At 65.3% G+C, this 25,040-nt stretch carries 32 protein-coding genes and 1 pseudogene; 15 read left to right on the top strand and 18 right to left on the bottom strand.

Annotated elements, in window-relative coordinates; translation table 11 throughout:
* Positions 1-17: 17 nt before the first annotated feature.
* Positions 18-1,376, bottom strand: a complete 1,359-nt coding sequence (locus C491_RS14010) for an amidohydrolase family protein (RefSeq protein ID WP_005557389.1) — start codon at positions 1,374-1,376, stop codon at positions 18-20.
* 102 nt (positions 1,377-1,478) lie between these two features.
* On the opposite strand from C491_RS14010, the gene C491_RS14005 reads away from it, so the two are divergent.
* Both C491_RS14005 and C491_RS14000 read left to right on the top strand, forming a co-directional pair.
* Complete coding sequence (locus C491_RS14005; RefSeq protein WP_005557387.1) at positions 1,479-2,111, top strand: TetR/AcrR family transcriptional regulator; 633 nt, start codon at positions 1,479-1,481, stop codon at positions 2,109-2,111.
* A 97-nt stretch (positions 2,112-2,208) separates the two neighbouring features.
* Positions 2,209-3,336, top strand: coding sequence for a hypothetical protein (locus C491_RS14000; protein WP_005557385.1), 1,128 nt, complete (start codon positions 2,209-2,211; stop codon positions 3,334-3,336).
* A 259-nt stretch (positions 3,337-3,595) separates the two neighbouring features.
* Here the strand turns inward: C491_RS14000 and lrp are convergent, their stop codons facing one another.
* Positions 3,596-4,060: an HTH-type transcriptional regulator Lrp gene (gene lrp, locus C491_RS13995; RefSeq protein ID WP_005557383.1), complete on the bottom strand. Its 465-nt coding sequence runs from the start codon at positions 4,058-4,060 to the stop codon at positions 3,596-3,598.
* Between the two features lie 536 nt (positions 4,061-4,596).
* Here lrp and C491_RS13990 point away from each other — a divergent pair.
* From C491_RS13990 to C491_RS13975, 4 genes are all read left to right on the top strand, one after another.
* On the top strand, positions 4,597-5,175 hold the full coding sequence (locus C491_RS13990) for a MaoC family dehydratase (RefSeq protein ID WP_005557381.1): 579 nt from the start codon (positions 4,597-4,599) through the stop codon (positions 5,173-5,175).
* Positions 5,172-6,425: a M24 family metallopeptidase gene (locus C491_RS13985; RefSeq protein ID WP_206537572.1), complete on the top strand. Its 1,254-nt coding sequence runs from the start codon at positions 5,172-5,174 to the stop codon at positions 6,423-6,425. The genes C491_RS13990 and C491_RS13985 overlap by 4 nt, the downstream gene beginning before the upstream one ends.
* Positions 6,426-6,519: 94 nt before the next feature.
* The gene (locus C491_RS13980) at positions 6,520-7,050 is read left to right on the top strand and encodes an HNH endonuclease (RefSeq protein ID WP_005557377.1); all 531 of its coding nucleotides are present in this window, start codon (positions 6,520-6,522) and stop codon (positions 7,048-7,050) included.
* A 48-nt stretch (positions 7,051-7,098) separates the two neighbouring features.
* Positions 7,099-8,088 (top strand): asparaginase, encoded by a 990-nt coding sequence (locus C491_RS13975; RefSeq protein WP_005557374.1) that lies wholly within the window; start codon positions 7,099-7,101, stop codon positions 8,086-8,088.
* A gap of 21 nt (positions 8,089-8,109) precedes the next feature.
* On the opposite strand, the gene C491_RS13970 is transcribed toward C491_RS13975, so the two are convergent.
* From C491_RS13970 to C491_RS13960, 3 genes and pseudogenes are all read right to left on the bottom strand, one after another.
* The gene (locus C491_RS13970) at positions 8,110-8,355 is read right to left on the bottom strand and encodes a DUF7861 family protein (RefSeq protein WP_005557372.1); all 246 of its coding nucleotides are present in this window, start codon (positions 8,353-8,355) and stop codon (positions 8,110-8,112) included.
* 4 nt (positions 8,356-8,359) lie between these two features.
* Positions 8,360-9,172, bottom strand: a pseudogene (locus C491_RS13965) (ABC transporter permease).
* Positions 9,169-10,317, bottom strand: coding sequence for an ABC transporter ATP-binding protein (locus C491_RS13960; RefSeq protein ID WP_005557370.1), 1,149 nt, complete (start codon positions 10,315-10,317; stop codon positions 9,169-9,171). The pseudogene C491_RS13965 and the gene C491_RS13960 overlap by 4 nt, the downstream one beginning before the upstream one ends.
* 174 nt (positions 10,318-10,491) lie before the next feature.
* Here C491_RS13960 and C491_RS13955 point away from each other — a divergent pair, with 174 nt between their 5' ends.
* Complete coding sequence (locus tag C491_RS13955) at positions 10,492-12,015, top strand: MATE family efflux transporter (RefSeq protein WP_005557369.1); 1,524 nt, start codon at positions 10,492-10,494, stop codon at positions 12,013-12,015.
* A 97-nt stretch (positions 12,016-12,112) separates the two neighbouring features.
* The gene (locus tag C491_RS23310) at positions 12,113-12,277 is read left to right on the top strand and encodes a hypothetical protein (RefSeq protein ID WP_169331740.1); all 165 of its coding nucleotides are present in this window, start codon (positions 12,113-12,115) and stop codon (positions 12,275-12,277) included.
* Between the two features lie 51 nt (positions 12,278-12,328).
* On the opposite strand, the gene C491_RS13950 is transcribed toward C491_RS23310, so the two are convergent.
* On the bottom strand, positions 12,329-12,868 hold the full coding sequence (locus C491_RS13950; protein WP_005557367.1) for an Rrf2 family transcriptional regulator: 540 nt from the start codon (positions 12,866-12,868) through the stop codon (positions 12,329-12,331).
* 147 nt (positions 12,869-13,015) lie between these two features.
* The gene (locus C491_RS13945; protein WP_005557365.1) at positions 13,016-13,216 is read right to left on the bottom strand and encodes a DUF7534 family protein; all 201 of its coding nucleotides are present in this window, start codon (positions 13,214-13,216) and stop codon (positions 13,016-13,018) included.
* 127 nt (positions 13,217-13,343) lie between these two features.
* Here C491_RS13945 and C491_RS13940 point away from each other — a divergent pair, with 127 nt between their 5' ends.
* Both C491_RS13940 and C491_RS13935 read left to right on the top strand, forming a co-directional pair.
* Positions 13,344-14,126 (top strand): HpcH/HpaI aldolase family protein, encoded by a 783-nt coding sequence (locus C491_RS13940; RefSeq protein WP_005557362.1) that lies wholly within the window; start codon positions 13,344-13,346, stop codon positions 14,124-14,126.
* Between the two features lie 91 nt (positions 14,127-14,217).
* Entirely contained in the window at positions 14,218-14,532 is a 315-nt protein-coding gene (locus C491_RS13935; RefSeq protein ID WP_005557360.1) for a hypothetical protein, read from the top strand.
* A gap of 38 nt (positions 14,533-14,570) precedes the next feature.
* Here the strand turns inward: C491_RS13935 and C491_RS13930 are convergent, their stop codons facing one another.
* The 5 genes from C491_RS13930 to C491_RS13915 form a co-directional block, all read right to left on the bottom strand.
* On the bottom strand, positions 14,571-14,819 hold the full coding sequence (locus C491_RS13930) for a HalOD1 output domain-containing protein (RefSeq protein WP_005557358.1): 249 nt from the start codon (positions 14,817-14,819) through the stop codon (positions 14,571-14,573).
* Positions 14,820-14,861: 42 nt separating this feature from the next.
* Positions 14,862-15,137, bottom strand: a complete 276-nt coding sequence (locus tag C491_RS13925) for a helix-turn-helix transcriptional regulator (protein ID WP_005557356.1) — start codon at positions 15,135-15,137, stop codon at positions 14,862-14,864.
* A gap of 403 nt (positions 15,138-15,540) precedes the next feature.
* On the bottom strand, positions 15,541-15,873 hold the full coding sequence (locus C491_RS13920) for a hypothetical protein (protein ID WP_005557354.1): 333 nt from the start codon (positions 15,871-15,873) through the stop codon (positions 15,541-15,543).
* 211 nt (positions 15,874-16,084) lie between these two features.
* On the bottom strand, positions 16,085-16,237 hold the full coding sequence (locus C491_RS23305; RefSeq protein ID WP_169331739.1) for a DUF7560 family zinc ribbon protein: 153 nt from the start codon (positions 16,235-16,237) through the stop codon (positions 16,085-16,087).
* A 124-nt stretch (positions 16,238-16,361) separates the two neighbouring features.
* Complete coding sequence (locus C491_RS13915; protein WP_005557353.1) at positions 16,362-17,825, bottom strand: short-chain fatty acid transporter; 1,464 nt, start codon at positions 17,823-17,825, stop codon at positions 16,362-16,364.
* A gap of 175 nt (positions 17,826-18,000) precedes the next feature.
* Between C491_RS13915 and C491_RS13910 the strand changes: the two genes are divergently transcribed.
* Positions 18,001-18,201 carry a hypothetical protein gene (locus C491_RS13910; protein WP_005557352.1) on the top strand — a complete coding sequence of 67 codons (201 nt, stop codon included), beginning with the start codon at positions 18,001-18,003 and terminating at the stop codon, positions 18,199-18,201.
* Between the two features lie 124 nt (positions 18,202-18,325).
* Complete coding sequence (locus C491_RS23725; protein WP_394295454.1) at positions 18,326-18,544, top strand: helix-turn-helix domain-containing protein; 219 nt, start codon at positions 18,326-18,328, stop codon at positions 18,542-18,544.
* A gap of 44 nt (positions 18,545-18,588) precedes the next feature.
* Here C491_RS23725 and C491_RS13905 read toward each other — a convergent pair whose 3' ends face one another.
* The gene (locus C491_RS13905) at positions 18,589-18,864 is read right to left on the bottom strand and encodes a PadR family transcriptional regulator (protein WP_005557350.1); all 276 of its coding nucleotides are present in this window, start codon (positions 18,862-18,864) and stop codon (positions 18,589-18,591) included.
* Between the two features lie 108 nt (positions 18,865-18,972).
* Positions 18,973-19,566, bottom strand: a complete 594-nt coding sequence (locus C491_RS13900) for a cupin domain-containing protein (RefSeq protein WP_005557349.1) — start codon at positions 19,564-19,566, stop codon at positions 18,973-18,975.
* Between the two features lie 172 nt (positions 19,567-19,738).
* Here C491_RS13900 and C491_RS13895 point away from each other — a divergent pair, with 172 nt between their 5' ends.
* Complete coding sequence (locus tag C491_RS13895) at positions 19,739-20,893, top strand: pyridoxal phosphate-dependent aminotransferase (protein WP_005557348.1); 1,155 nt, start codon at positions 19,739-19,741, stop codon at positions 20,891-20,893.
* Here the strand turns inward: C491_RS13895 and C491_RS13890 are convergent.
* The 3 genes from C491_RS13890 to C491_RS13880 all read right to left on the bottom strand — a co-directional run bounded on the left by C491_RS13890 (position 20,890) and on the right by C491_RS13880 (position 23,089).
* The gene (locus C491_RS13890; RefSeq protein ID WP_005557347.1) at positions 20,890-21,618 is read right to left on the bottom strand and encodes an SDR family NAD(P)-dependent oxidoreductase; all 729 of its coding nucleotides are present in this window, start codon (positions 21,616-21,618) and stop codon (positions 20,890-20,892) included. The two genes, C491_RS13895 and C491_RS13890, sit on opposite strands and share 4 nt — an antisense overlap.
* A gap of 542 nt (positions 21,619-22,160) precedes the next feature.
* Entirely contained in the window at positions 22,161-22,631 is a 471-nt protein-coding gene (locus C491_RS13885; protein WP_005557346.1) for a nucleoside deaminase, read from the bottom strand.
* 38 nt (positions 22,632-22,669) lie between these two features.
* Complete coding sequence (locus C491_RS13880) at positions 22,670-23,089, bottom strand: VOC family protein (RefSeq protein WP_005557344.1); 420 nt, start codon at positions 23,087-23,089, stop codon at positions 22,670-22,672.
* A gap of 290 nt (positions 23,090-23,379) precedes the next feature.
* On the opposite strand from C491_RS13880, the gene C491_RS23300 reads away from it, so the two are divergent.
* A complete protein-coding gene (locus tag C491_RS23300; RefSeq protein ID WP_005557342.1) occupies positions 23,380-23,529 on the top strand; it encodes a hypothetical protein in 150 nt (49 codons plus the stop codon).
* 53 nt (positions 23,530-23,582) lie between these two features.
* Here C491_RS23300 and C491_RS13875 read toward each other — a convergent pair whose 3' ends face one another.
* Positions 23,583-24,008, bottom strand: coding sequence for a universal stress protein (locus tag C491_RS13875; RefSeq protein ID WP_005557340.1), 426 nt, complete (start codon positions 24,006-24,008; stop codon positions 23,583-23,585).
* Positions 24,009-24,213: 205 nt separating this feature from the next.
* Between C491_RS13875 and ric the strand changes: the two genes are divergently transcribed.
* Positions 24,214-24,924, top strand: coding sequence for an iron-sulfur cluster repair di-iron protein (gene ric / locus C491_RS13870; RefSeq protein ID WP_005557338.1), 711 nt, complete (start codon positions 24,214-24,216; stop codon positions 24,922-24,924).
* Positions 24,925-25,040: the final 116 nt, after the last annotated feature.

Below are 25,040 nucleotides of genomic sequence, written 5' to 3'. Positions count from 1 at the left end.
GAATCTGTAGCGGGTAGTTACTCGAGGTCGACGCCGGCCTCGTCGAGCAGCCGTTCGCCGGAGGCGACGAAGCGGTCGAACTCCTCCTCGAGGAGCGGGTTGTGCAGTTCGCCGTCGCGCTTGACCGGTTCGCCGTCGACGAGCACGGTGTCGATGTGGGACGGGTCCGACTGGAAGACGACGGTTTGGACCGGGTCGTGACACGGCGCGGTCATGAAGTCGTCCGTGCGGATCATCACAATGTCTGCCCGCTTGCCGGGCGTGAGCGAACCGATCTCGTCCTCCATGCCGAGCGCTCGCGCGCCCTCGATGGTGGCCATCTCGAGGGTGTCTCGCGCGGTGGTCTGTACCTCGGTGACCTCCGAATCGCCCTCGAGGATCGCCTGGTTCTCGAACATCCGCTGGACCTGCAGGCCGATCCGCATCTGCGTCGCCATGTCGCCGCTGATGTCCGAGCAGACGTCGACGCCCCACGCCGGTCGGCCGCCGGCCTCGAGGACCTTCCCGGTGACGGGGATGCCGTGGCCCATCTGCATCTCGACCTCCGGCGTCGCCGAAAAGGAGACCCCCTGCTCGACGGCGTGGTCGATATCCTCCTGGGCGAAGTGGTTTCCGTGGGCGACGTTGACGTCCGGCCCGAGCATGTCCTCGATCGCGCCGAAGCCCTGGTAGTCGTCGCCGTACACCGACGAGGGCCAGCACGCAGCGCCCATGTGAAGCGTGGCGATAACGTCGAGTTCGCGGGCCAGCTCCAGGTCGCTGCGGGCGGCCTCGTCGGTACAGAAGTCCGGGCCCCGGAGTCCGAGCGCGAGGTCGAGCAGGTCGTCGTCGCTGATCTTCTCGTCGTGGAACTCGCGGATCTCCTCTTCGGGAAGGGTGACGTCGCTATCGAACCACCACGTCGCCGCGTCGTCACCCGGCGGTCCGTAGGTGTACACCGCGCGTAGTCCGGTGTCCTGTAGCGCGTCGACGGCCCGTTCGGCGTGCTCGAGCGAGTTGGGGTACGACCAGTCCAGGGCCGTCGTCGTCCCCGTATAGAGCTTCTCCAGCGCGCCGAACAGGCCCCCGAGGTACATGTCTTCGGGCTGGTAGAGCCCAGCGATGTTGCCGAGCATGTGATCGAAGTAGTCGCCCATGAGCGACCAGTCCCCGGCGATCCCTCGTACCTGAGTCTGTGCGAGGTGGATGTGCGAGTCGACGAATCCCGGCAGGACGATGTGATCGCTCGCGTCGATCTCCTCGGCGTTCGACGCGCTCAGCCCGCGTCCGATCTCGACGATCTCGCCGCCTTCGATCAGCACGTCGGCGTCCTCGAGATCGCCGATATCGGGGTCGAGCGAGACGATCGTCCCGTTCCGGATGAGTGTATCTGCCATGCGCGGTCTGACAGACTGACCGCGAGGACAAAAATTTACCGTGCGGTAAACTCCCGGTCGCCGGAGCAATCGAACTATATATCGTTCGAACGGAGAGAACGTATGAGCGAGTCCGACGGGAGCGCCTCCGAGAGGGACACCGAGGCGGTGATCATGGAGGCGACGTTCCGTGCGCTACGCGAGCACGGGTACGCGGATCTCAGAATGCGCCACATCGGCGAGGAGATGGAGCTGACACGACAGGTGATTCACTACCACTTCGAGGGGAAGTACGATCTCCTGTCCTCGTTTCTGGAGTACGTCATCGACCAGTACGAGGGTAGCGTCGACGTCGACCGCGATACGGACCCGCGGACCGAACTCGAGGCCCGGATCGATCAGTGTCTGTTCGGTCCCGAGTTCGAGGAGTTTACCCACTGGGACCGGATGAAGGTGTACCACGAGCTGTACACCTACGCACAGAACGACGAGCAACACCGGGAGATCTTCAACGAGCACTACGAGCGGATCCGCGGCAGCATCGTCGAGGTCGTCGAGGACGGCATCAAGCAGGGCGTCTTCCGCGACGTCGACGCCGAGCGGATGGGCCAGCTCGTCACCGACGCGATCCACGCCGCGCGCGGACGGCGGATCTCGCTCGGTCACGACGACGCTCCCGAGGAGGCGCGGCGGGCCATCCACGAGTTTATCCTTGACCCGCTGTGTATCGACGCGGAGGGCGACCGATACTCCTGATCTGTCGCGCACAGCGCCGACGACGTCGACTTCACGATCGACGCACCGAGCGTCGGTCTTTCGATACTGTTATTCCGTCGTTGGATAACAAACGTGTATGCGACGACGGACGCTACTCGGGGGCGCCGGGGCGACGCTCTCGATCGCGCTGGCGGGCTGCGGTGACGACGAAGCGTCTCCCGATCAGAGCGACGAGTCCGACGCCAACGACTCCGATGCCGACGACTCCGGTAACGAAAGCGACGAACCGACCGACGACGACGACGAGCAGGTGTACGAGGACGACTCCATCGAGGGGGACGTAACTCTCTCCGGGGACGCGGGCGAATCGCTTTCGGCCCGGCGACACACCTACACGTGGACGGACGAACCGCCGACGGACTACTGTTACATCCACGTCGAACTCGAGAACGAGGGCGACGAGGAGCCGACCCTCGACATGGAGGCGCGGATCTACGACGACGACGGTGGCGAGCTCTCGAGGACGCGCCATACCGACGAGACGGCCCCCGAACCGGGGGAGGCGGAGGTCTACTCGTTCTCGCTCAGCAACTGCGAGGAGACCGCCACGTACGAACTCGAGATCGGAGACGTCGGCGAGGACGACGAGGACGACGAGAGCGAGGATGCGGACGAACTGACGATCGACGACTTCGAGGCGTACGACGGCGGCGACCTCGAGGGTCCGTGGACGCTCGACGGAACCGGCGACGCCGACGTCTCCTCGAGCGCGGCGCTGCACGAGGACTCGAGCCAGGGGCTTCGACAGGGCGGCGACTCGAACGTTCGCTCGTTCCCCGATCAGGGACTCCCGAACTACCCCGAGGACGGCCGCGAGGTCTCGGTGCTCGTGCGCCCCGAGTCGGGTGCCTCCCAACCCTGGATCCTCGTCGGGATGGAGGAAGACGTCTGGTCGACGCAGACACCCGGCTGGCGGCTCATCGTCGATCCGAGCGGCGAGATCCGGCTCGGGCGTGAGACCGGCAGCGGCGTCGAAATCCTCGAGGAGGACTCGACGGTTCCGAACCTGGCGGACGAGACCGTCGACTGTCGGTTCGTTTTCGACAGCTCCGAGGGCGTCGAGTTCCGGATTCAGGATCTCGAGGGGGCGACGCTCGGATCGGTACACACGAGCGAGACGGACGGGATCGACGACGAGATGAGCATCGGGTTCCGCTCGACGAGCGGCGTCGACTGGGACTGGCTGCGGCTCGTCGAGGAGTAGCGATAGCGGTCGGGGAGCTCCACGGAACCCGGGCGGTCACGATCGGTCCGCCTGCGAAATCGACACCTCGAGTCGCTTCCGTCGCGCTCGAACTGTTTCCATCGACGTTCCGTCCGGGGGCGATTCTCGAATTAGCGGCGTTCCCCCACCGTTTCACCGTGCGTGACTCCACTCACGAGGAAGAGCGACGACGGGAAGCAGATCCACGCAGCCAACTTCCGTTCGCCGCTTCGAAATTGGTGTCGATGAGGAGGCCGACTCAGTCCTCGCGGTCCGCCTCGAGTTCGAACTGCTCGTTCTCGGCGACCTTGTTGAGCACGATGCTGGTGTTCGACTGCTTGATGTCGGGATCCGTAACGAGCGCCTTGATCTGGTCGTTCATGTCGTCGGTATCCTTGAATTTCCCGATCGCGACGATGTCGTAGTCTCCGGTAACCTCGTAGACGGACATCATCTGCTGGTGGTCCCGGAGCGTCTCTGTGATCTCCGCGAGCGCGCTTCCCTCGGCTTTGAGCTGCATCACTGCGGTCACGTCGTAGCCGGCGGCGTCGTAGTCGACGATCGGGGTATAGCCCTCGATGACCCCCTCGTCCTCGAGGTCGGAGAGATGGTTCGAGACCGTCGTCACGGAGACGTCGAGCTCTTCGGCGAGGCTCCGGAGGCTGGCGCGGCCGTTCCCGAGCAGTTCGTTCACCAGATCGGTGTCCAGATGTTCGTAGGTCATTAGTTTGGATGTTTTTCTCCTTATACTAGGGTGTTACGAAAACTGATTCGGCGAATTCCGGAAAGGATTCAGCCGAGTTTATAAGCTACAATTTGTACTTTCGGGAAAGCACTCGACAACGAGCATCGGCGAGTCGAGGTGCGTCGAGCGGATCGCGAGGGAAAAACCCCACAGTATTACGGCTCCGATTCGCCGATACCGGCAACTCGAGTCGTCTGACGAAGCTAACGGCGGTCCTCAAGGCCAGCCAACTATTCACTTGGGAACGGCCACAGAAGGACTTCCCCGAGGGGAAGACCGGGTGCATGGGTGCAGGGTCGATACCACTGCACGTGTGAGCAAGCGACGGTATAATACAGTCGTTACGGTTTTAGTTGAATAATAGCTATTGCTAGTATTATATGCTTGCAGCAGTCTCGAGACAGTCGTGGCCCGACGGCTGTCTCGAAACGTTCCACCGCTGGCCGGTCGGAATCAGCTCCACGGGCGCTTTCCGGGAGTTACAACTCGTCCAGGGTCGAGCCTCGACACGAAGGATGACCGACGACACCGACACACAGGACGGAACCCCCGAACCGAAACGACGCGTGGTCGCCGGCTGGCACGGCCGCTACTACGAGGACTTCGCGGTCGGCGACGTCTACAAACACCCCTTCGGCCGAACCGTCACCGAGACCGACAACGTCTGGTTCACGAACGTGACGATGAACCTCAACCCGATGCACTTCAACGAGGCGTACGCCGCCGGGACCGAGTTCGACGAGCGGCTCGTCGACGGGACGTTCGTCATCGCCCTCGCCGTCGGGATGAGCGTAATCGACGTCTCAGTGAACGCGACTGCCAACCTCGGCTACGACCGGATCCGCCACCACGCCCCCGTCTACCACGGCGATACGATCTTCGCCGAGAGCGAGGTGCTCGAGAAACGCGAGAGCGACTCCCGGGACCACGTCGGCATCGTCACGACCGAGCTCCGGGCGTACAACCAGGACGGAACGAAGGTGCTCTCGCTCGAGCGGACGCCGATGGTGCTCAAACGGGAGCACGCCGATCCGTCCGCCGCGCAGCCGCCCGGGTGGCCCGAGGGGATCGGCACCCAGTCGGAGGACTCGTGACCCGGAATCGGCCCTCGTCGGTGGGGAACCGGGACGGGAACGCGGCGTTCGAGCGGCTGGCCGACGCGACCGCGACCGCCGGAGCGGACGCATTCGTCCACGTCGGCGACCGGTTCGACGACGACCTGCGATACCTGACCCGCTTTGGCGGGCCGGATCGGGACTACGCGTTCGTCCACGCCGACGGTCGCTCGACGCTGTGTGCGCCCCGACTGTTCGCCGAGCAGGCCGAGCGGGAGTTTCCGGGTTCGGTCGTTTCGGCCAGCGAGTCCTCGGCCTCGAGCGCGGCCGAACGGGCCCTCGAGGTGCTCGGCGACCGCCTGACATCACCGCTCGAGGATGCCTGCGTGCTCGCCCTCCCCTCCATGCCTGCCGGAGCCACACGGACTGTCGCCGACAGCGTCGACGAGGTCGTACTCGAGCCGATCGACCTCGGTCGGGCGCACAAGACGAGTGCCGAGCGGGATCGACACGCGTTCGTCCAGCGGGCGGCCCAGCGGGGGATGGCCAGGGCGGAGGCGGTGCTCGCGGCGGCGACCCCCGAAACCGCCGGGGACGCCGAGGACGCTGAGGAAGCCCGACTCGACGAACTTCGTTGGGACGGCGACCTCCTTACGACGGAACGACTGCGCCGCGAGGTGAACGCGACCCTGGCGAAATCGGGAGTTCGTGACGCGGAAAACACGGTGATCGGCGTAGGAACGACCTGTGCGGACCTGCACTTCACCGGCGAGGATCGTATCGGTCCGGGCGAGACGGTGTTGCTCGACCTCTCCCCGCGGGGCCCGCAGGGGTACTACGCCGATCTCACGCGGACCTTCGTCGTCGGTGACGTCGGCGAGTGGGAGCGACGGGCCTACGACGCGGTCGGCGAAGCCCAGGACGCGGCGTTCGACGCGCTCCGCGGCGGGGCCGGGACGCGCGCGGCCGACGTCCACGAGGCGGCGACTCGGACGCTCGCCGAGTACGGGTTCGAGTCCGGCGACGTCGACGTCGGCATGTACCACGGCACCGGCCACGGCGTCGGCGTCAGCCTCCACGAGGCGCCGTCGCTCTCGAGCGAGGACCCGCTCGAGGCCGGCCACGTCGTCACCGTCGAACCGGGAGTGTACGACCCGGACCGTGGCGGGGTGCGACTCGAGGACCTCATCGTCGTGACGGCCGACGGCTACGAGAACCTGACTGCCTACCCCTGCGAGATCGAGCCAAATCCGACCCGAACTGAGACGATTTCCGACCTCTCCAACTAAATATAACTCTACTTTCGCTGTTTAGGGCTTGTCGGCGCTTCGGACCGTAATCACAAAGACGTTCCGACACTGAACGTGAGAGTACGCCGATCCAATGAGTGAACAACCCGACGACGACCTCGAGGAACTGGGGATCGACATCTCGATCCGCGGCCCCGACGGGGAGGATCTGGAGTACGACGGCGTCTCGGTCGACGAGGAACTCGAGAGCGGCGTCGCGCCGGCCGGTGCCGACGAGGAGTGCTCGCTCGAGGCGGTGAGCAAACAGTCCACGCGGGACTACCCCGACGACTGGGATCGGCGCCGACAGGAGGTCTACCGGCGCGACGACTACCAGTGTGCCAACTGTCGGCGCCGCGGCGGCCCCCACGGCGACGTCGAACTCCACGCCCACCACATCGTCCCGAAGTCCCGCGGGGGGATCCACGAACTCTCGAACCTGATCACCGTGTGCGAGGCGTGTCACACCGCGGTCCACAACAGGGACGCGGTCGCGCCGACCGCGATCCCGCCCGAGGAGCGGGGGAAGACCGCCGGCGGCGAGCTCGCGGAAGCCGTCGACGAGATCAAGTCGGCGCGACGGCAGTACCGCTCGTGGAAGCGACTGTTCAACAAGTTCTTTTGAACTCTCCGCAGGCGACAAGCAAAGTAGCTCCGCCCGAGACACCCTCGTATGCCACGCGTCCGCGTCCTGAGCACCGGCGGAACGATCGCATCGACTGACGGCGACGGCGGCGCCACGCCCTCGAAGGACGGCGACGACCTCGTCGCGGCCGTCCCCGAACTCGAGGACGTCGCGACCCTCGAGGTCGAATCCGTCTGCGACGAACTCAGTTTTCACCTCTCCGCGTCGAACGTCGCGTCGCTGGTCCGTGCGGTCGAACGGGCCGGCGAGGATGGCGTCGACGGCGTCGTCGTCACCCACGGCACCGACACGATGGAGGAGTCGTCGTACTACCTCGACCTGGTGAGCGACGCCGACATCCCGGTCGTCTTCACCGGCGCACAGCGGCCCGCGGACATGGCGGGCGCCGACGGCCCGGCGAACCTCCTGCAGGCGGTCCGCACCGCGGCCGACGAGCGGTTCACGGAGGGTGCGTACATCGCGTTCGGCAACCTCGTCCACGCGGCCAGGTGGGTGACGAAGGCACGAGCCGGCCGCCCGGAGGCGTACGCCTCGCCCGACTCGGGACCGGTCGCGGAGCTCACGGCCGACGGCATCTCGCTGCGCCGCGACCCCCGAAGCGAGTCGGTCTCGCTGCCCGCCACCGAGCTGACCGCTCGAGTCGAGATGATCCCCAGCGGGCTGGCCGTCGACGCTCGCCAGCTCGAGCGCGCCGTCGAGGACGACGTCGACGGCCTCGTTCTGGCGGCGAGCGGCATCGGCAACACGACGCCCGCGATCGGCGACGCCGTCGCCGACGCGGTCGAGACTGGCATCTCGGTTGTCGTCGCGACGCGGTGTTTCGACGGCGCGGTGAGCGCTCGCTACGGCGGTCCGGGCGGCAGCCGAACCGTCCGCGAGCACGGGACGATCCCGGCCGGCGACCTGCCGCCCTGGAAGGCCCGGATCAAGCTCGGGCTGGCGCTGTCGGCGTTCGACGACCTCGAGGCGGTTCGAGGGGCGTTCGAGGACCAACTCGGCGTTCCGACAACCGAGTAAGCGCTCGCTCGTCCGAACGTGTCAGCCGCCGCGTTTCCGATACCAGACTCGAGCGCCGACCGGCGACTCGCCGTCCTCGAGCCCCAGTCGCTTCTCGACTAACTCCCCGATAGCGGCCGTGACGACGAGCTCGACCGACTCGCTCTCGTCGCTTCGCACCTCGAAGACGGTGTTTCCGTCCCGATTGCCGGTTCGCTCGACGGTGCCGACGGTCCACCGATCGACGTCGGCCGTCGGTTTCCGCGCGCGGATTCTGTCGTGACTCATGATCTTAGTAGTCGCCGAGGACGCCGAGCCGTCTCGCTCGACGGGTCGCGTACTGGAACACGACGTACCCCAGAGCCAGGTAGCCGACCGCGACCCCGACGAGAATTCCCACGTCGATCGGCGAGAACTCCCAGAGCCGGATCCCGTCGACCATCGCGCGCTGGAGGAGGGCGCTGCCGTGGGCGAGCGGGAGAAAACGCATTCAGCCGAGGTCGAACGCAGGCGCGGAGATCAACACGATGAACCCGAACTGAAGGAGGTTGAGCCAGTTGCCGATCTGTTTGTAGAGCACGGTGATCCCGCCCGCCGCGAGACCGAGGCCGAGCACCGAGACGATCGTAAGCGTCGCGACGACGACGATCGTCAGGAGATTCAGCTCGAGCGTCGTACCGGTGACGACGATCATCACGGCCAGGATCACCGTCGAGGTGAGGAAGGTCCGAACGATCTTCGCGACGCCTTTCAACAGCGCGACGGGCGCGAACCCGAACGGCGTCATCACGTGGCGCTCGAGAGTTCCCCACTGGACCTCGCTCCCGATGTCGTTCGAGATCGAGGAGTAGGCGCCAACCGAGAGCGTCCACAGGAAGTAGCCGACGACGATCCCCTCGATCGAGTCGGTGAGCGCCTGCCCGGCGACCATCCGCCCGCCGTAGAAGAGGACGCCGAAGAAAAACAACGCGACGACGATCCCCCCGACCGCGTTGGCGGGGTAGCGGACGAAGAGCAGGAACTCCCGATAGAGGACGGCTCGAGCGAGGTGGCGGTAGCCCGCCTTCCGCGGCGTCTCGGCCGCAGCGGCTTCCCGGGCTGTCATCGCTCGCCCTCCTCGACTCCTCGCGTGGTCGGCTCCTCCCCCTCGGCGCTCGTCAGCTCGACGAACACGTCCTCGAGGTCCGGCTCGACGGTCCGCACCCGCTCGAGGGCCACTCCGGCAGCCCGGAGCCGGGCCATCAGTTCGTACAGCCCGTCGCCGTCCGTCGTGACGTCGATTCGCCCGCCGGTGTCGAACGCCTCGATCTCGATCACGGCGAACCGGTTTCGCAGCTCCGAGACGATCGATCCGACGAGATCGGGACTCGAGATCCGAATCCGATGACGGTCCGTTCCGCGAAGCAACGCGTCGACGGTGTCGTCCGCGATGATCCGCCCGTTCGAGACGACGAGGACCCGATCACAGACCGTCTCGACGACGTCCATATCGTGGCTGCTGAGGACGACGGTGAGCCCCTCCTCCTCGACGAGGCGCCGCAGCTCCCGCTGGAGGGTGCGCGAGCTCTCGACGTCCAGCCCGAGCGTCGGCTCGTCGAGGAAGATCACCTCCGCTCCCCCCGCGAGGACGGTCGCCAGCGACACCTTCTGTTTCATCCCCCGCGAGAGGTCGCGGACGGGGACGTCCGCTTTCTCGGCGAGTTCCAGCTGCGAGAGCAGTCGCTCGTGTCGGCCGCGCACCGAGTCCGGGTCGACGCCGCTGATCGTGGTGAAATATCGCAGGTTCTCCCGGACGGTCAGTCGCCAGTAGTCGTTTCGCGCGCCCTCGAGCATCGCGTCGACGAACGCGTACGCCTCGCGAGGACGGTCGTAGACGTCGACTCCCCGGATCCGGACCGTTCCCTCATCGGGAAACACCATTCCGAGGATCGACTTGATCAGCGTCGTCTTTCCGGCGCCGTTCGGCCCCAGCAGTCCGACGATCGATCCGGTCTCGATCTCGAGCGAAACGTCGTCGACGGCCGTGATCGCCTCCGGACCGTCACCGAACCGCTTGCACAGCCCATCGACGGAGACGGCTGGGGGACGACGCGCCGGTAGCGGGCCGTCGGTGTCGTCGGCGACGCGGTCGATCGGCTCGGCCCTCGAGTTGGACTGTTCGGCCGAGCGTTCGAGGACGGGTTCGGCGGCCGTCTCGCCGGTTCCCGTGGCTTCGTTCTGCCGACCCGCGAACCGGCCGTCGTCGCGCACTGTCACACACCGTAGAGGCGAGGAAGCTACAAAAGCTCGAGGCCTCCGCCGCGATCCGGGTCGGAGCTCACTCGCAACTCCTGTTCGGCCGGCCCGGAAGAGTCCACGTCGCCGCTCGAACGATCACGGCGAAGGAGAAAGCGTTTCACCCCCTCGCCCCGGAGCGGTGAGTAGATGAGCCGAGAACGACGGGACCGGTCGGTCGACGTCATCAACGGAAAGCTGGTGTGGCCGTTGATCGTCCTCTCGGTTCCGATCGTCATCACCAATCTGCTGATGGTCGGCTACAACCTGGCCGACACGTTCTGGGTCGGTCGGCTCGGTCAGGCGGGCGTCTCTGCGCTGTCGTTTTCGTGGGCGATCATCTTTCTGGTGATCAGCTTCGGGATCGGCTTTAACGTCGCGGGGACCGTCCTCGTCGCCCAGAACAAGGGCGCCGGCAACGTGGAGCGGATCGCCAGGGTCGCCGGCCAGACCGTCACGTTCGTCTTCGGCCTCTCGGTACTGATCGGGATCGTCGGCTTCCTGCTGACGCCGACGATGCTCCGGCTCGTCGGCGCCGAGCCGGGTACCCTCGAGTACGAGTACGCCCGCACCTACACCCGAACGGAGTTCGCCGGAATGCCCTTTATCTTCGCGTTCTTCGTCTTCCAGTCGCTGCTCCAAGGGTGGGGTGATACGCGCACGCCGCTGTATCTCATGACGTTCAGCGTCGCGCTCAACGTCGCCATCGACCCCTTTTTCATTCTGGGCTTTCAGGACAACGTCGTCTTCGCCTGGTTCGGCCTCGAGGCCCTCGAGTCACAGCTGTTCGCGCTCACCGGATTCGACGGCTGGGCCGTCCAGGGGGCGGCGTTCGCGACGATCCTCTCGCGGGGGCTCGCAGCCGGGATCGGGATCTGGCTGTTGCTCTCGGGACGGGTCGGGGTCGAACTCTCGGCGAGCGACTTCCGACCGGAGTTCGAGACCATCAAACAGCTCGTGACGATCGGCCTTCCCGCGAGCGTCGAGGTCAGCACCAAGGCGTTCAGCGTGACGATCCTGACCGCGCTGGTCGCGCTGGCCGGCCCGACGGCGGTCGCCGGCTACGGCATCGGCACCCGCGTCACGTCGATGGTCGTGTTGCCGGCGCTCGGGCTCGCTCGAGGCGTCGAAACCGTCGTCGGGCAGAACCTCGGCGCCCAGCAGGTCGACCGCGCCAAGCGCGGGGTGTACGCCGCGGCCGGCCTCATCGCCGGCTGTTTCCTCCTGTTCAGCGGGTTCGTCTACCTGCTCGCCGATCCGATCGTCAGCTTCTTCATCACCGGCTCGGGGGCGGCCGAGGTGACGGCTGTCGGCGCCGAGTACCTGCGGATCGTCTCGCTCTCGTTCGTCTTCCTGGGCGTCTTCTACATCGTCCAGGGGGCGTTCCGCGGAAGCGGCAGCACCCGAACCGCGATGGGGTTCGCGATCGTCGGCTTCATCGTGCTCCGTCCGCTGCTGGCCTACGGCCTCGCCGAACCGCTGGGGATGAGCGCGACCGGCGTCTTCATCGGGGACGCGCTGACGAACGTCGTGATCGTCGTGCTGGCCGGCCTGTACCTCCTTCGGGGGACATGGACCGACAGCGTGGTCGAGGCGGATTCGGATCGAGAGCGCGAGCCGGGCGCCGAGGAACGACCGCCGACCGCGAACGGTGGATTTGAGGAGGACGACTGACGAGACGGCCGTCGAGCGTTCGACGGCGGTCGATCGTCACGACCGGGCAGGCAGCTGAAAGCAGCAGTGTTTACCGTTCCACTGAGTATCAGAATATATGCCTATTCTCACGGCAGTAAAAAAGCGTCTCTCGGGAGATACTGCCGTGGTCTACGAGTGTCGGAACTGCGGCACGGTGCTCGAGGCGAACGAGTGGACCTGTTCGTGCTGTGGCTCCATCGAGATCGCGGAGTACGAGAGCGGGGAGTACGACGCCCCATGAGCCAGAGACGGTCCCGGCCCGCAGGAGACCGTTCCCGCGAGGAGCCGCCGATTACGACGACGGCGACGGGTCGTCCCGAAGCGGTGCCTGTAGCTCCTCGACGTCGACGATCACCACGTTGTTCGTCTCCTCGATAGCCGTGATCTTACCGAGAACGACCAGACTCGAGACCGGAGAGGGGCCGACGACGATCGGATCACCCTCCTCGAGGTCGCGGACCGACTGCTGGAAGTGGAGCTGCGCTCGGCAAAGGTCGGGGTGATGAACGTTCGTGAAATCGATCTCGTCGACCGTCGCGTCGACGCGATCGTACTCGCTGGCGAGGGTGACGGTTTCCGTATCGTCCAGCTGCTGGCGACCGAGGATTTGGTAGGCGGCGTCGGTCGGTTCGTACCCGCCTTTCGGCCCGGCGATCCCCTCGGCGAGCCCGATCGAGGTGAGCGTCCGCATCTGATTCCGAACTGTGCCCGCGTTCCGATCGGTTTCGTCCGCGAGGGCGCGGGCGTTCACCGGTTCGCCGGTCGCCTGATACTCGTTGATCAGCGTCGTTATCGTCAGCCGCTGACTGTTGCTCAGATCGATTTCGTCCATACCTGCACAAACGGTCGTTCAGTTATACGGATTGTGGTTATCAGTTCACTAACACGGACGGAGCGGCCACAGTCGAAGAGAGACCAGAGTAAGCGAAGAGGGGCGACCACCGCTAGCGACCCTGCAATCGGGGTCGACACCCGTGATTCACGCTCTCTTCCCGCGAACCGTACTCCGCCGACCGTACGTGACCAGGTAGGCGGTCACTGAGGTGAGTAGTAACAGCGGTACCGAGTACAGAACGAGCGTGAACGGATCCGGCGGCGAGACGATCGCCGCGATCGAAACCGCGAGCATCGCCAGAACCAACGCCGTCGACAGGAACTTCGAGAACGTTTTGGAGTGCATACCGGGAACACTGCTGTTATTTCACCATATCCTTTGTGTCGGCGCGGATCCGGTTCGAGCTCCGGAGGGTATCGGGTCGAGTTTCCGCATCCCCTGCGTTCAACTGGCGTCGAGGAGACGGAGTCGCATGGAGGATCGATCACAGCCGTTGCTAGCGAGGGACGACCGCTCGGTCGGAAACTGGATCTCGATCGGCCATCCGACCGTCGCGGAGCTCTGCGCTCGAGGGTTCGATTTCGTGGTTATCGACACCGAGCACACGGCTCTCGGCCTCGAGACCGTCGCGAACATGCTCCGGGCAATCGAGGCGCTCGACGAGGCGGTCGCGTCGATCGTTCGCGTTCCGGGGAACGATCGAACCCGGATCAAGCGGGTGCTCGATCTCGGCGTCGACGGACTGCTGGTGCCGAGGATCGAGACGGCCGAGGAGGCCGAACGAGTCGTCGACGCGATGCGATACCCGCCCGAGGGAAGCCGCGGGGCGGCTCCCGCTCGAGCGTCCGACTACGGGCGGGCGTTCGGCGAGTACGTCGAGCGCGCGAACGAGGAGCTGACGACGATCGTCCAGATCGAGACCGAACGCGGCGTCGAGAACGCCGCGGGGATCGTTTCGGTCGACGGCGTAGACGCGGTTATCGTCGGCCACGGCGACCTCTCTGCGTCGCTGGACGTCTTCGGCCAGTGGGACCACGAACGGTTCCAGTCGGCACTCGAGTCGATCCTGGAGGCTGCCCACGGAGCCGGGAAACCGGTCGGGATGCTCGCGACCGACGACGAGGAGATGCGGCGCTGGGTCGACGCCGGCGTCGACTTTGCGATCGCCGGCGCGGACCTGTGTTACCTCGCGGAGGGGAGCGACGCCGCGCGGGAGACGTTCGAAACGATGACCGCTGACGACGGCTCGGACTGAGTCCAGGCAGGGAAACGGCCTCGCGGGAACGAATTCCGAGAGCCGCCGCTCTCGGCCCAACGACTATAGTCACCGCCGATCATGTCCTCCCATGGTCGAGGCACATCTTCGGGAACTCGACGGCGAGCAGATTCGGTACAACGACGACACCTGGGAGTTTACCGGAACGATCGACGTGAAACAGAACGGAAACCGGATCCACGCGGCCGCGAAAAAGCCCGAACGGGTCCGCGGAAACACCGGGACCCTCAATTTCACGCTCGACGAGCCACCGGCCTCGCTCAATCCGGGGAATCTCGGCGACCTCGGGTGTGAACTCGAGCAGGGAGCCGACGGTCCCGTCCTCGTCGTCGACCGAAACCACACGGTCGATCGCTACACGCTAGATAGTCTGAGCTACGATTGAGCGCGCGGTTTTGACGTCTCCACCGCTCGGGATCGAACTCAGTCGATTCTGACGACCGGGTCGTCGTCGAACTCGATGCGGATCGTGTGTCCGGCGTACGGGAACTCGACCGTCCCGATCCGCACCGCTTCGCTCTCGGGATCCGCGAAGATCGCCTCGAGCGCGTCTGGATCGACCGCGTCGAACAGCGGTGGGAGCGCCACCGGATCGACGTTCTCGAGCGTCGCGACCCCGACGACGATCCGTTCGTGTATCTCGGTACCAGCCTTCGTGAGTGTTTCAGTCATCGTTCTCCGGAACCATATTATTTCGTAAATACTTTCGGCTGATTATTGGCCGGTGTACCGGGAGACCCACTCCAGACGGTCCTCGATCGCCTGCTCTCCGGTCTCGGTGAGTTCGTAGTAGTTCGTCCGGCGGTCGAGTTGCCCCTTCTCGACGAGGTCCTTGTTGACGACCGCATCGAGGTTCGGGTACAGCCGACCGTGGTTAATGTCGGCGCTGTAGTACTGCTCGATCTCCGATTTGATCTCCTGGCCCGACGGCTGTTCGGCACCCGCGATCACGTAGAGGAGGTCTCGCTGGAATCCCGTGAGGTCGTCCATACTATGAGAAGGTCTACAGGTGAGGAGTTTGTTATGTGCGTCTTAGAGACTGTTTGGGATAGTAAACGTTGTTTCCTTATGACGGCGGTACTACCGTCGCCCGCGAGCAAACGTGACAGCCCTCGTAACGTACTCACCGCTGTCGGCATCGCGGAGGAATTGCGTCGTTCGGCCCTCGAACGGAGATACTACCCGATCGAAAGGCGGAGCGTATTTCGGCCGTTCAGGGCCCACAGGTATCGGTATTGCCCTCCCTGAACGCCAGGTCTCGACAGCTCCGGTAGCCGGCAGCGTCCCCGATAGCGGAGCAGCTAGCGACGACCACTCGACAGTACGGCGTAACTGTCGGCGAGTAGAACTACGAAAACGATCGTTCGAGGACGGCCCGGGGCGCCGCTACGGCTCAGTCACCGTTCTCCCTCGAGTCGTCTTCGGCCGTCCGGCGAGCCGTCTCGGTCAGGCGGTCAGATAGGCGACGGGCCTCCTCGGGGGTCAGCGTCGCGTCGACGTGGCCCGTGCCGTGATCACCCGCCATGGCGTCGACGCTCAGGACGACGTCGTCGCCGGATCGGCGAACCGAGACGTCGGCCCGATCGGGGTAATCCCGCGGTGGACCGATCTCGAGGTCGTTCTCGCCGCGCGTGACGCCAAACTGGATCGCCTCCGGTCGCTCGAGGTCGAGCGTCTCCGTCTCGTCCGAGTCGGACATCTCGTCGCGGTTGGAGTCGGTGACCATGCCGGACGTAGACCGGCCGGCGACTTGGCTGTACTGCCGGTCGGCAACTCGTCGCGGCTCGACGGCCGGTCGGCGGCGATCGGTGGGGTGCGGCCCCGTTTCGAGGCGCGGCGAGCGGAGACGCGCTGACGTCAGCCACCAGATCCGGCTCCTCGAGAGAGATCGAGTGGCTCGTCATCCGACGGGAGGGGACCGCATCCCACAGGACCGTTCAGTCGACGGGGCCGAAATCCGTCTCGGCGACGTCCGCTCGGCAGAAGAGACACCCCCTGCCGAGAAGCTCGGCTTGTACCATCGAATCGACGACGACGCCCTCCCGACAGCTCGAGCACACGAACTCGTACCGATCCGGATCGGATCCCATACTCGAAAGAGGGGAGGAGCGCACATATCGGACGATCCACAGTACGGTGGGTAGTGATCCCACGCGTCGGTCGACCGAGCTTGATCCCCGTCTGGTCACGGACAAAAAAGGTCGCGACAGTCGCTCAGAACATCCCGTACGGGAGGAGGTAGAGGACGACCGTCAGGAACGGGAACAGGGCGAGCAACATCACGGCCGCGTACCCGAACATCTCGCGAGCCTTGATGCGAGTGATGGCCAGCAGCGGGATCGCCCAGAACGGGTTCAGCAGGTTCGTGTGTGCCTCGCCGACGGCAAAGGCCATCGTCGCGTGCCCGAACTCGACGCCGAGCTGGTCGGCGGCCTCGAGGATCGAGGGACCCATGACGATCCACTGGCCCCCGCCGGAGGGGACGAACAGGTTGAGGACCGCCGCCGCCAGCCACGCGAAGATCGGGAACGTCTCGGGGGTCGAGAGCCCGATGATGAGTTCGGCGAGCGCACCGGCGAGACCCGAATCCGCCATCATTCCCTGGATCCCGGCGAAGAAGGGAAACAGCAGGATGATACCGGCGGCTGCCGACGACGCCTCGCCGAACTTGTCGCGGTACGTGGAGGGATTCGTCCAGACCAGTATCCCGGCCATCAGGAACGCGAAGTTGATCGTGTTGAGATCCCACAGTTCGATCCCCTCGGTGACGAGCACCCAGACGACGTACGCGACGCCGGTGAGCGCGAAGAGTCCACCGAGAACGCGGCTGTTGTTGATGCGCTCGGCCGGGACCATCTCGTCGGACTGCTCAGACTCCACGACGTCTTCACCGCCGTCGCTCGCTGTCTCGTACAGTTCTTCTTCCGGGATGTACTCGGTGATACCTCGTGCTCGCTCTCCGGACGGCGTGATGAGGTAGAGGACGGTAACCGCAAAGAGGATCGAGAGCACCGTCAGCGTGATCGTGTAGGGATGAAGAATCGTCTCCGTCACCGGAACCGGCTCGGGGACCATGGCGAAGGCCGTCCCCTCGCCGACTTCGGACTCGTCGGTGAGCAACAGCGGCGCGGATCCGGACCACCCCCAGTGCCAGGTCAGACCCAGTCCCATGTACCCCGCGACACACAGCAGCGGATAGTGGACGTCGATCCCCTCCTCGTGGGCGACCTTTCCCATCTCGCGGGCGAAGATCGCGCCCAGAATGAGGCTGAACCCCCAGTGAATCCAGGCGACGGCCATCGAGAACCCGGCGACGAGCACGACCGCCTGTGCGGGGCTGTTGGGGAGTTTGGCGAGCCGGACCAGGAGCCTGTTGGCGGCCGGATGGTACGCGAGCACGAACCCGGTCATCAGAATTACGACCATCTGCATCGAGAAGTCGAGAAAGCCCCAGAATCCGCCGAACCAGAACTCGATCATATCGACCGGACCGACCGCCCCGCCACCGTTCGGCGGCTCGATCATCCCGGTTTGATTCAACACGAGCCCGGCCGCGAAGACCAGATACGTGAGCAAGATTGCGAACAGGAACGGACTCGGCATCCACCGCTCGACGATACTCGAGAGCCCGTACCCGAACCGCTCGATAGCGGACCCCCCTGTGTCACTTTCGGACATACAGACTACGTGTACGCAACTCCGAGGATAAATAATATGGTTTGGATACCGTTTAGCCCGCTAACACGTACGCAGGCGATTCGTGTCGTCCGCTCTTCGGTCGGCGATTCGTACGCGGACGCGACACGGTCGGACCGCCGATGCGCTTACCTTGGAGAAGTGCGAACAGGTATCGATGGAAGACCTGAGTTCGTACGAGGTCGGCGACACCGTCCGCGATATTCGAGGTGACGGGAACGAGTACGAAATCGTCGAGAAGGAACTATCCTCCGTCGGGAAGGTCAGCGCCGTCGTTGTCAAACCGGTCGGCGAAGACGACGCTGAAACCCGGGTCAGGATCCCGCAGTCGGAGTGGAGCGACACGTGGACGGCCTGATCGGCAGGTCGACGGCGGTGTGTACCGTTGGCCCCTCGAGCGAGATCCGACCCGTGCTCACGGGGCTTCGCTCCCGGTATGAGGGGGCGTCCGCCGAACGGATCGTTCGTCCGGAGACGACGGGATCCGGTTCGACGCTCGGTCACGCCGATCAGGCCGCCTCGCCGACCGACAGGGCGAGGTGTTGCAAGCCGCACTCGAGACGGGACGCTTCCAGCGGCCGCGAGACGCTACCGTGGGTGGGGTCGCGGACGTCCTCGCTACTGACCGAGCGACGTTCGCTGAGCCCCTCGCGTCGACACAGCGGAGGCTGCTCCCGAGTATCGTCGGCAACCGCGACTGAGGGGGCCCTCCAGGTCGGACCCGAGGACCGCGGGAGCGACGATCCTACGAATCGGCGTACTGTTGTTCCCACTCCCGACGGTTGCGGATCGTCCGCTCGCCGTCGTCGGTGATCGCGTAGTAGTTCGTCCGTCGGTCGAGTTCGCCCTTCTCGACGAGCCCCTTGTTGACCAGGGTGTCGAGGTTCGGGTACAGCCGACCGTGGTTGATCTCGGCGCTGTAGTACTGTTCGATCTCCGATTTGATATCCTGGCCGGAGGGTTGGTCGGCGCCCGCGATCACGTACAGGAGGTCTCGCTGGAACCCGGTGAGGTCGTCCATCTCGTCGGAGAATTCAACGAATATGTATTTGATAGCTTTCCCGCCTCGTGTTGTATGTCCGCGGGCTATGAAAGTGATCGCGGGCCGGGTTTGACCGGCGACGCGGTGTCAGGGGGAACGCGTCGACGCGACGCTTCCGGCGGCCGACCGCGAGTCGTCGGGAACGCCGTAGCCGAACAGACTGGCGACCGCCGCGAGGACGGGAACGGCCACGCGTCGAACCGGGGTCGGAACATCCGCCGGCCGCATCTCGCGGCGGAACTCGTGGAGCAGCGCCGCACCCACGAGCGGGTTGGCGGGCATCCCCTCGGCGTCGAGCCCGCCCTCGCGGTCGAGCGCGACCATCGCCCGGAGGAACTCCTCGAATCGCAGCGCTGGCCGGTGTTCGGTCGTCATGCGGAGCTCGCCGTCACCGGCGTTCCAGAACGTGTGCGGCGTCCCGGCGGCGACCGTTGTTTCCTCGCCCGGTTCCAGCACGAACTCCTCGTCCTCGACGGCCAGTCCGAGCGTCCCCTCGTGGACGACGAACCGCTCCCGTTGGTCGGGGTGGCTGTGGAGCGGACGTTTCACGCCGGGGTCGAGGGTCGTTTCGATCCGCAACAGCTTCCCGTCGGTGTCCGCCGCGGTGTCCTGAAGGGCGAACCGCTCGCCAAAGCTGGTCTCGAGCGTCCGTTCCGCGCCGTCGTGATCAGGTGTCTCCATCGGATCACACCTCAGTAAGTGGTACGATACCAATGCGCATATTACTTGGCCGGAAACGCTCGGACAGCAGTCGGCGATCGCAACCGCCTGACGTCGTCGCTCGCGGGGACGGAACGTCGCAGCGATTTCCGGCATCCGATTCCTTTTGCCGTCGATCTCTGTGGTATGGGGTATGCCGACACCAACGGAGCGGGTTCGTCGAGCCGAGCGCTCGAGCATCCGCGTCATGTTCGATCTCGCGGAGCGACACGACGGCGACCTCGTTCGCCTCGAGGTCGGCGAACCCGACTTCGACACCCCCGAACACGTTATCGACGCCGCGGCGCGCGCCGCCCGGGAAGGAGCGACCCACTACACGTCCAACGCGGGCCTTCCCGAGTGCCGGCGGGCGATCAGCGACACGCTCTCCGGCGAGTTCGGCGTCGAACACGAGCCCGACGAGATCGTCGTCACCACCGGCGGGATGGAGGCGCTCCACCTCGCGGTGCTGGCGACGGTCTCGCCCGGCGAGGAGGTCCTCGTCCCCGGGCCGACCTGGCCGAACTACGAGACCCAGGCGCTGCTGGCCGACGGAACGTTCCGCGAGGTTCCGCTGTCGGCTGCGTCAGGATTCGCCCTCGAGGCCGACCGCGTGATCGAGGCGATGAGCGACGACACCGGGGCGGTTGTGCTCACGACCCCCTCGAACCCGACCGGTCGCGTGTTCAACCCCGAGGCGTGTCGGGCGGTCGTCGAGGCCGCGGCGGACCACGACGCCTACGTGATCGCCGACGAGGTGTACCTCGGACTTACGTACGACGGCGAGGCCGAGGGAATCGCGTCGTACACCGACCACCCCGATCACGTGCTGACGGTCGGCTCCTGCTCGAAGGCGTACGCAATGACCGGCTGGCGGCTGGGCTGGCTCGCGGGCGACGACCACCTGATCGACGAGGTCGTCAAGATCCGCGAGTCGACGACGGCCTGCGCCTCGAGCGTCGCCCAGCACGCCGCGATCGCCGCGCTCACGGGACCACAGAAGCCCTTCGAGGAGATGCACGAGGCGTTTCGCCGACGCCGGGATCTCGTCGTCGATCGGATCGCCGAGATCGACGGCCTCTCCTGTCCGCGACCGGAGGGTGCGTTCTACGCCTTCCTCGATCCGGGTATCGACGACGACAGCCTCCCGATCGCCAAACACCTGCTGCGGGAACACGGCGTCGTGCTCGCCCCTGGAACCGGGTTCGGCGAGACGGCACCGGAACGACTCCGTCTCTCCTTCGCCAACTCCGAGGATCGGCTCCGGGAAGGGTTCGATCGGCTCGAGGAGGGGCTGCGAACCTACTAACCCATTCGTTCCCCACCGTTGACGTTCAGGGTCTCGCCCGTGACGAACGTCGCGTCGCGGAGGTAGGCGACGGCCTCGGCGATGTCCTCGGGCCGACCGTACCGTTCGACGGGGATCGACGCCAGCTCCTCACGCTTTTCCTCGGGCGTTCGGTCGCTCGTCATGTCCGTCTCGACGTGACCAGGCGCGACCGCGTTCACGCGAATCTCGGGAGCGAAATCCGACGCGTGGCTCCGGGTCAGCGAGAGCAGCGCTCCCTTCGAGGAGGCGTAGTGGCACTCGATCGCCGCACCCGTGTGGGCGAGAATCGAGGAGACGTTCGTCACCGACGGGTCGTCGGCCGACTCCCGGAGATGGGGAAGCGCTGCCTTCGTGACGTTGAACGCCGAGTTGACGTTGACGTCCATGATCCGATCGAAGTCAGCGGGCTCGAGATCTTCGGTGTGGACGTGCTGGTCGATGCCCGCGTTGTTGACGACGTGATCGATCCCGCCGAGCGCGTTGGCTGCGGCGTCGACCAGCCGGGCTGCATTGTCGGAATCCGAGACGTCGGCTCTGACGGCGATCGCTTCCTGACCCCGCTCGCGGATCTCATCGGCGACCCGATCGGCGGCGTCCTCGCTCGAGCGGTAGTTGACGGCGACGTCGTAGCCGTCGTCGGCGAACCGAAGCGCGGTCGCCTTCCCGATACCTCTGGACGATCCGGTGACGACTGTGGCTGGCACGCCTCGGAGTCGAGACCGAAACGACTTCCCTGTTCCGACCGCCGCAGTCGGGGTCTCGATCCGGCGAGCTCGAGCGTCACGGCCTGTTCGTTGAACCCGGTTTCGTCGTTCGGAGCTCGTGAGAGGTGCGTTCGGAACCGGTCGGGCAGTTACGGTGTGGCACACTCAAGACGGACGGGAAGTTCACTACGGCTACGGGGAGGGTTTCGTCTTTCCCGTACAAGGAACGAGGACGCAACGTCGAGATCGACAGACGAATGGGGCGGGTCTACTCCCGAAGACGGAACGGACGCCGACGCGCGATACGTCGGAACGGAGAGTCTGCCCCTGTTTGGAGAGAGGAGAGACGTATCGTCGCGCCCCGAGTCGTCGGCACCGGCGGCGACGCTATCCTGTTAACTACTCCTAGTGTCTAATATACGTATCTTAGATTTCTTATTAAGATTAGAGTCTTAGAAGTATTTCGAAGAGCTATGTCGAGAGACACCGAGCGAGGGAAAAACGGGCGACCGATGTGACCGGAGCGCGGCTGACGTCGACGGTCAGTCCCGCGTCGCTCCCCAGTCGAAGTTCTCGTGGACCAGCCGGCCCTCCTCGTTCAGCACGGGACCGACGACGTCGGTGCCGTCCTCGAGAATCGTCGCCGCGCGAACCGGCGGCTCGTGGCCGGTGAATTCGCCGATCTCGTTGCCGCCGACGCTGTAGACGACCCGATCGAACCCCGCACGGATCATCCCGCCAGCACACATCGGACACGGCTCCGTGCTGGTGTACATGACCGTCTCGGCTCGCTCCTCGGGCTCGAGTTCCCGACACGCGCGGTAGGCGAGGTGGAGCTCGGGGTGGCGGCGAACGTCGTCTTCGGTCACTACGCGGTTCGACTCGGACATAACGACTTCGTCGTCGCGGACGAGGACGCTGCCGAACGGTCGATCCCCTCGAGTGGCGGCCTCGCGGGCGAGTTCGAGCGCGTCGTGCATGTGGGCATCGTGGTCGAAGTCGTCGGCATCCATGGAGTCGCGTTCGCGCGGCGACGGCAAAAGGGATCGGCCTACTCGCTCGAGTCGTCCTCGAGGTACTCGATGAGTTCGATCCGTACGTCGCCGGGCGCGACGAAGAAGGCGATCCGCTTGTCGCCGTAGACCGCGGGCTCCATGACGATTTCGACGCCGTCGTCGGCCAGTCGCGCGAACGTCTCCTCGATGCCGTCCTCGACGACGTAGCCGAAGTGGAGGAAGCCGAGCGGCTGCTTCTCGACGAGCCCCGCGGCCTCGTAGGGCGCTTTATCGAAGAGGTAGACGCGCTTGTCGGCGATGCCGAGGACGACCGCGTCGACGGCGAACTGGTCGTCCGACTCCGCGGCTCGGCGGCGCTCGAGGATCTCTGCGTCCAGGTGCTCGCGGTAGAACTCCGCGGCGGATTCCAGCTCCTCAACCTTGATCGCGACGTGGAAGAACGATTCGGGTTCCATCGGTACTACTGTTCGAGCTTCCAAATTAAGTTACTGGCGGACGGAGCGTCACGTCCTCACTCGAGCCAAAGGATGGCTCTCGGCGGTCGAGACTCACCCGTGCTCGGGCGGCCGATCCGGCTATCGTTGCGTCAGTGGCTCTCCCGACACGTACCGTGACGGTGCCTCGACGCGAGAACGATTCGATCGCGAATCGGAAGGGCTGCTGTTGTTACTGCCGTAACGGCAGCCTCGTCACTACGGTCGCCTTCTCGGTCGGCTTAACACAATCAAGGCCATCGGAGCCGGTAATGACGACGGATACTCGATCGAAGACGGCCGCGGTCTGTGAGAACTGTGGGAAGGCGGTCGCCGCCCGGCTCTCGGAGGACGGAGAGATCCGTCCCATCGGATCGCGTCGCGGCTGTTCCTGCGGCGGGACCTCGTTTCGAACGTTGTAAACTCTCCTCGAGCACCCGGACTCGAGATCGGCCGTCGTCGCGTTCGCGACCGGTTAGCGAACGACGATGACCGGCGTTGGCGAGCGACGGACGACGGTCTCCGCGACGCTGCCCAGCAGGATCCGCGAGACACCCTCGCGGCCGTGGCTGCCGATGACGATGGAGTCGTACTCGCCGTCGACCGCCTGGCCGACGATGACGTGGTTCGGTTCGCCAATGATCATCTCGGTCTCGATCTCGCGGTCGCGTGCCGACGCCGTTTCGCTGGCCTCGTCGAGGAACTCTCGTCCCCGCTCTTTGGCCTTTTCGGCGTTTGGAACCCTGTCTTCCGGTTCCTCGAACGACGCCCAGTAGCCTCTGGGTGCCGGAACGACGTACAGCGCGGTGATCTCGGCGTTCGGGAACGTCTCGAGGGCGTACTCGAGTGCCTGTTCGGACGGCTCCGAGCCGTCGTACGCGAGGAGGATGCGTTCGGTCATACGCGACAGTACGTCGGCTATCGGTATAAGAAAGGGTCGTTAGCCCCAGTCGCTGGGATTCGGCCCGAACAACGATACCGGTCGAACGGCCGCGAACGATCAGGCTTACGACAGATCGTAGCCCATGCGAACCTATTCGGGAGAAACGGCTTCGACGAGCGGATGGTCGGGCTACGTACAGCGCGGACGAACGGATCCCACTACTATGACCACAACCACAACGATCGACCCCGAAGTCCCGCTCGGACGGCTCGTCGGCGACCACCCGGAGTTCGCAGCCGTCTTCGAATCGCTCGACATCGACTACTGCTGCGGCGGCGACACCTCGCTGCGACGGGCCTGCGAGGAGAACGGCCTCGAGGTCGAGGCCGTCCTCGAGCGACTGGCGACGACCGATTCGACCGACGAACTCGCTCCGGCTGAGGCATCGATCACGGAACTCGTCGACGACATCGTCGAAACCCACCACGACTACCTGAGCGCCGAACTCCCATCCCTCGAGCGGACCGTCCGCAAGGTCGCCCGCGTCCACGGCGACGCCCATCCCGAACTCGAGGCGATCGAGGCGACGTTTCTCGAGCTACAAGAGGAGGTCACCCACCACATCGCCGACGAGGAGGAGATCGTCTTCCCCGAACTCCGGAAACTGGAGAACGACGCGCCGCTGACCGCCGTGGAGGAGGGTCGGATCCGCGAGGCGATCGACCACCTCGAGGCGGAACACGACGCCGCGGCTGTCAACCTCGAGGAGATACGGACGCTGAGCGACGACTACGCGGTCCCGTGGGACGCCTGCACGAGCTATCGGAACGCCCTCGATCGCCTGCAGCTTCTCGAGGCCGACATGCACCGACACGTCCACACGGAGAACAACGTGCTGTTCCCGAAGGCCGAACGGGCGCTCGAGGGGCGCTGAGACGGAGTGATGCCCCGTTCCCGGGTTTGTGGTTCGCTGGACACGCCCGACCCACCGAGAGCAGTCAGACGATGCGCAAGTCGGGATCCTGGGGTCGCTTTCGGCCGGGATCAGCG

The sequence above is a fragment of the Natronococcus amylolyticus DSM 10524 genome, from assembly GCF_000337675.1.
Lineage (GTDB): Archaea > Halobacteriota > Halobacteria > Halobacteriales > Natrialbaceae > Natronococcus > Natronococcus amylolyticus.
The sequence above is the reverse complement of the archived record's forward strand: the minus strand, read 5'-3'. Positions and strand labels throughout refer to the sequence as shown.

What these genes read in the sequence shown, in the direction of transcription:
- C491_RS14010 (WP_005557389.1), bottom strand. Translation starts at nt 1,376, where the DNA reads ATGGCAGATACACTCATCCGGAACGGGACGATCGTCTCGCTCGACCCC.
- C491_RS14005 (WP_005557387.1), top strand. Translation starts at nt 1,479, where the DNA reads ATGAGCGAGTCCGACGGGAGCGCCTCCGAGAGGGACACCGAGGCGGTG.
- C491_RS14000 (WP_005557385.1), top strand. Translation starts at nt 2,209, where the DNA reads ATGCGACGACGGACGCTACTCGGGGGCGCCGGGGCGACGCTCTCGATC.
- lrp (WP_005557383.1), bottom strand. Translation starts at nt 4,060, where the DNA reads ATGACCTACGAACATCTGGACACCGATCTGGTGAACGAACTGCTCGGG.
- C491_RS13990 (WP_005557381.1), top strand. Translation starts at nt 4,597, where the DNA reads ATGACCGACGACACCGACACACAGGACGGAACCCCCGAACCGAAACGA.
- C491_RS13980 (WP_005557377.1), top strand. Translation starts at nt 6,520, where the DNA reads ATGAGTGAACAACCCGACGACGACCTCGAGGAACTGGGGATCGACATC.
- C491_RS13975 (WP_005557374.1), top strand. Translation starts at nt 7,099, where the DNA reads ATGCCACGCGTCCGCGTCCTGAGCACCGGCGGAACGATCGCATCGACT.
- C491_RS13970 (WP_005557372.1), bottom strand. Translation starts at nt 8,355, where the DNA reads ATGAGTCACGACAGAATCCGCGCGCGGAAACCGACGGCCGACGTCGAT.
- C491_RS13955 (WP_005557369.1), top strand. Translation starts at nt 10,492, where the DNA reads ATGAGCCGAGAACGACGGGACCGGTCGGTCGACGTCATCAACGGAAAG.
- C491_RS23310 (WP_169331740.1), top strand. Translation starts at nt 12,113, where the DNA reads ATGCCTATTCTCACGGCAGTAAAAAAGCGTCTCTCGGGAGATACTGCC.
- C491_RS13950 (WP_005557367.1), bottom strand. Translation starts at nt 12,868, where the DNA reads ATGGACGAAATCGATCTGAGCAACAGTCAGCGGCTGACGATAACGACG.
- C491_RS13945 (WP_005557365.1), bottom strand. Translation starts at nt 13,216, where the DNA reads ATGCACTCCAAAACGTTCTCGAAGTTCCTGTCGACGGCGTTGGTTCTG.
- C491_RS13940 (WP_005557362.1), top strand. Translation starts at nt 13,344, where the DNA reads ATGGAGGATCGATCACAGCCGTTGCTAGCGAGGGACGACCGCTCGGTC.
- C491_RS13935 (WP_005557360.1), top strand. Translation starts at nt 14,218, where the DNA reads ATGGTCGAGGCACATCTTCGGGAACTCGACGGCGAGCAGATTCGGTAC.
- C491_RS13930 (WP_005557358.1), bottom strand. Translation starts at nt 14,819, where the DNA reads ATGACTGAAACACTCACGAAGGCTGGTACCGAGATACACGAACGGATC.
- C491_RS13925 (WP_005557356.1), bottom strand. Translation starts at nt 15,137, where the DNA reads ATGGACGACCTCACGGGATTCCAGCGAGACCTCCTCTACGTGATCGCG.
- C491_RS13920 (WP_005557354.1), bottom strand. Translation starts at nt 15,873, where the DNA reads ATGGTCACCGACTCCAACCGCGACGAGATGTCCGACTCGGACGAGACG.
- C491_RS23305 (WP_169331739.1), bottom strand. Translation starts at nt 16,237, where the DNA reads ATGGGATCCGATCCGGATCGGTACGAGTTCGTGTGCTCGAGCTGTCGG.
- C491_RS13915 (WP_005557353.1), bottom strand. Translation starts at nt 17,825, where the DNA reads ATGTCCGAAAGTGACACAGGGGGGTCCGCTATCGAGCGGTTCGGGTAC.
- C491_RS13910 (WP_005557352.1), top strand. Translation starts at nt 18,001, where the DNA reads ATGGAAGACCTGAGTTCGTACGAGGTCGGCGACACCGTCCGCGATATT.
- C491_RS13905 (WP_005557350.1), bottom strand. Translation starts at nt 18,864, where the DNA reads ATGGACGACCTCACCGGGTTCCAGCGAGACCTCCTGTACGTGATCGCG.
- C491_RS13900 (WP_005557349.1), bottom strand. Translation starts at nt 19,566, where the DNA reads ATGGAGACACCTGATCACGACGGCGCGGAACGGACGCTCGAGACCAGC.
- C491_RS13895 (WP_005557348.1), top strand. Translation starts at nt 19,739, where the DNA reads ATGCCGACACCAACGGAGCGGGTTCGTCGAGCCGAGCGCTCGAGCATC.
- C491_RS13885 (WP_005557346.1), bottom strand. Translation starts at nt 22,631, where the DNA reads ATGGATGCCGACGACTTCGACCACGATGCCCACATGCACGACGCGCTC.
- C491_RS13880 (WP_005557344.1), bottom strand. Translation starts at nt 23,089, where the DNA reads ATGGAACCCGAATCGTTCTTCCACGTCGCGATCAAGGTTGAGGAGCTG.
- C491_RS23300 (WP_005557342.1), top strand. Translation starts at nt 23,380, where the DNA reads ATGACGACGGATACTCGATCGAAGACGGCCGCGGTCTGTGAGAACTGT.
- C491_RS13875 (WP_005557340.1), bottom strand. Translation starts at nt 24,008, where the DNA reads ATGACCGAACGCATCCTCCTCGCGTACGACGGCTCGGAGCCGTCCGAA.
- ric (WP_005557338.1), top strand. Translation starts at nt 24,214, where the DNA reads ATGACCACAACCACAACGATCGACCCCGAAGTCCCGCTCGGACGGCTC.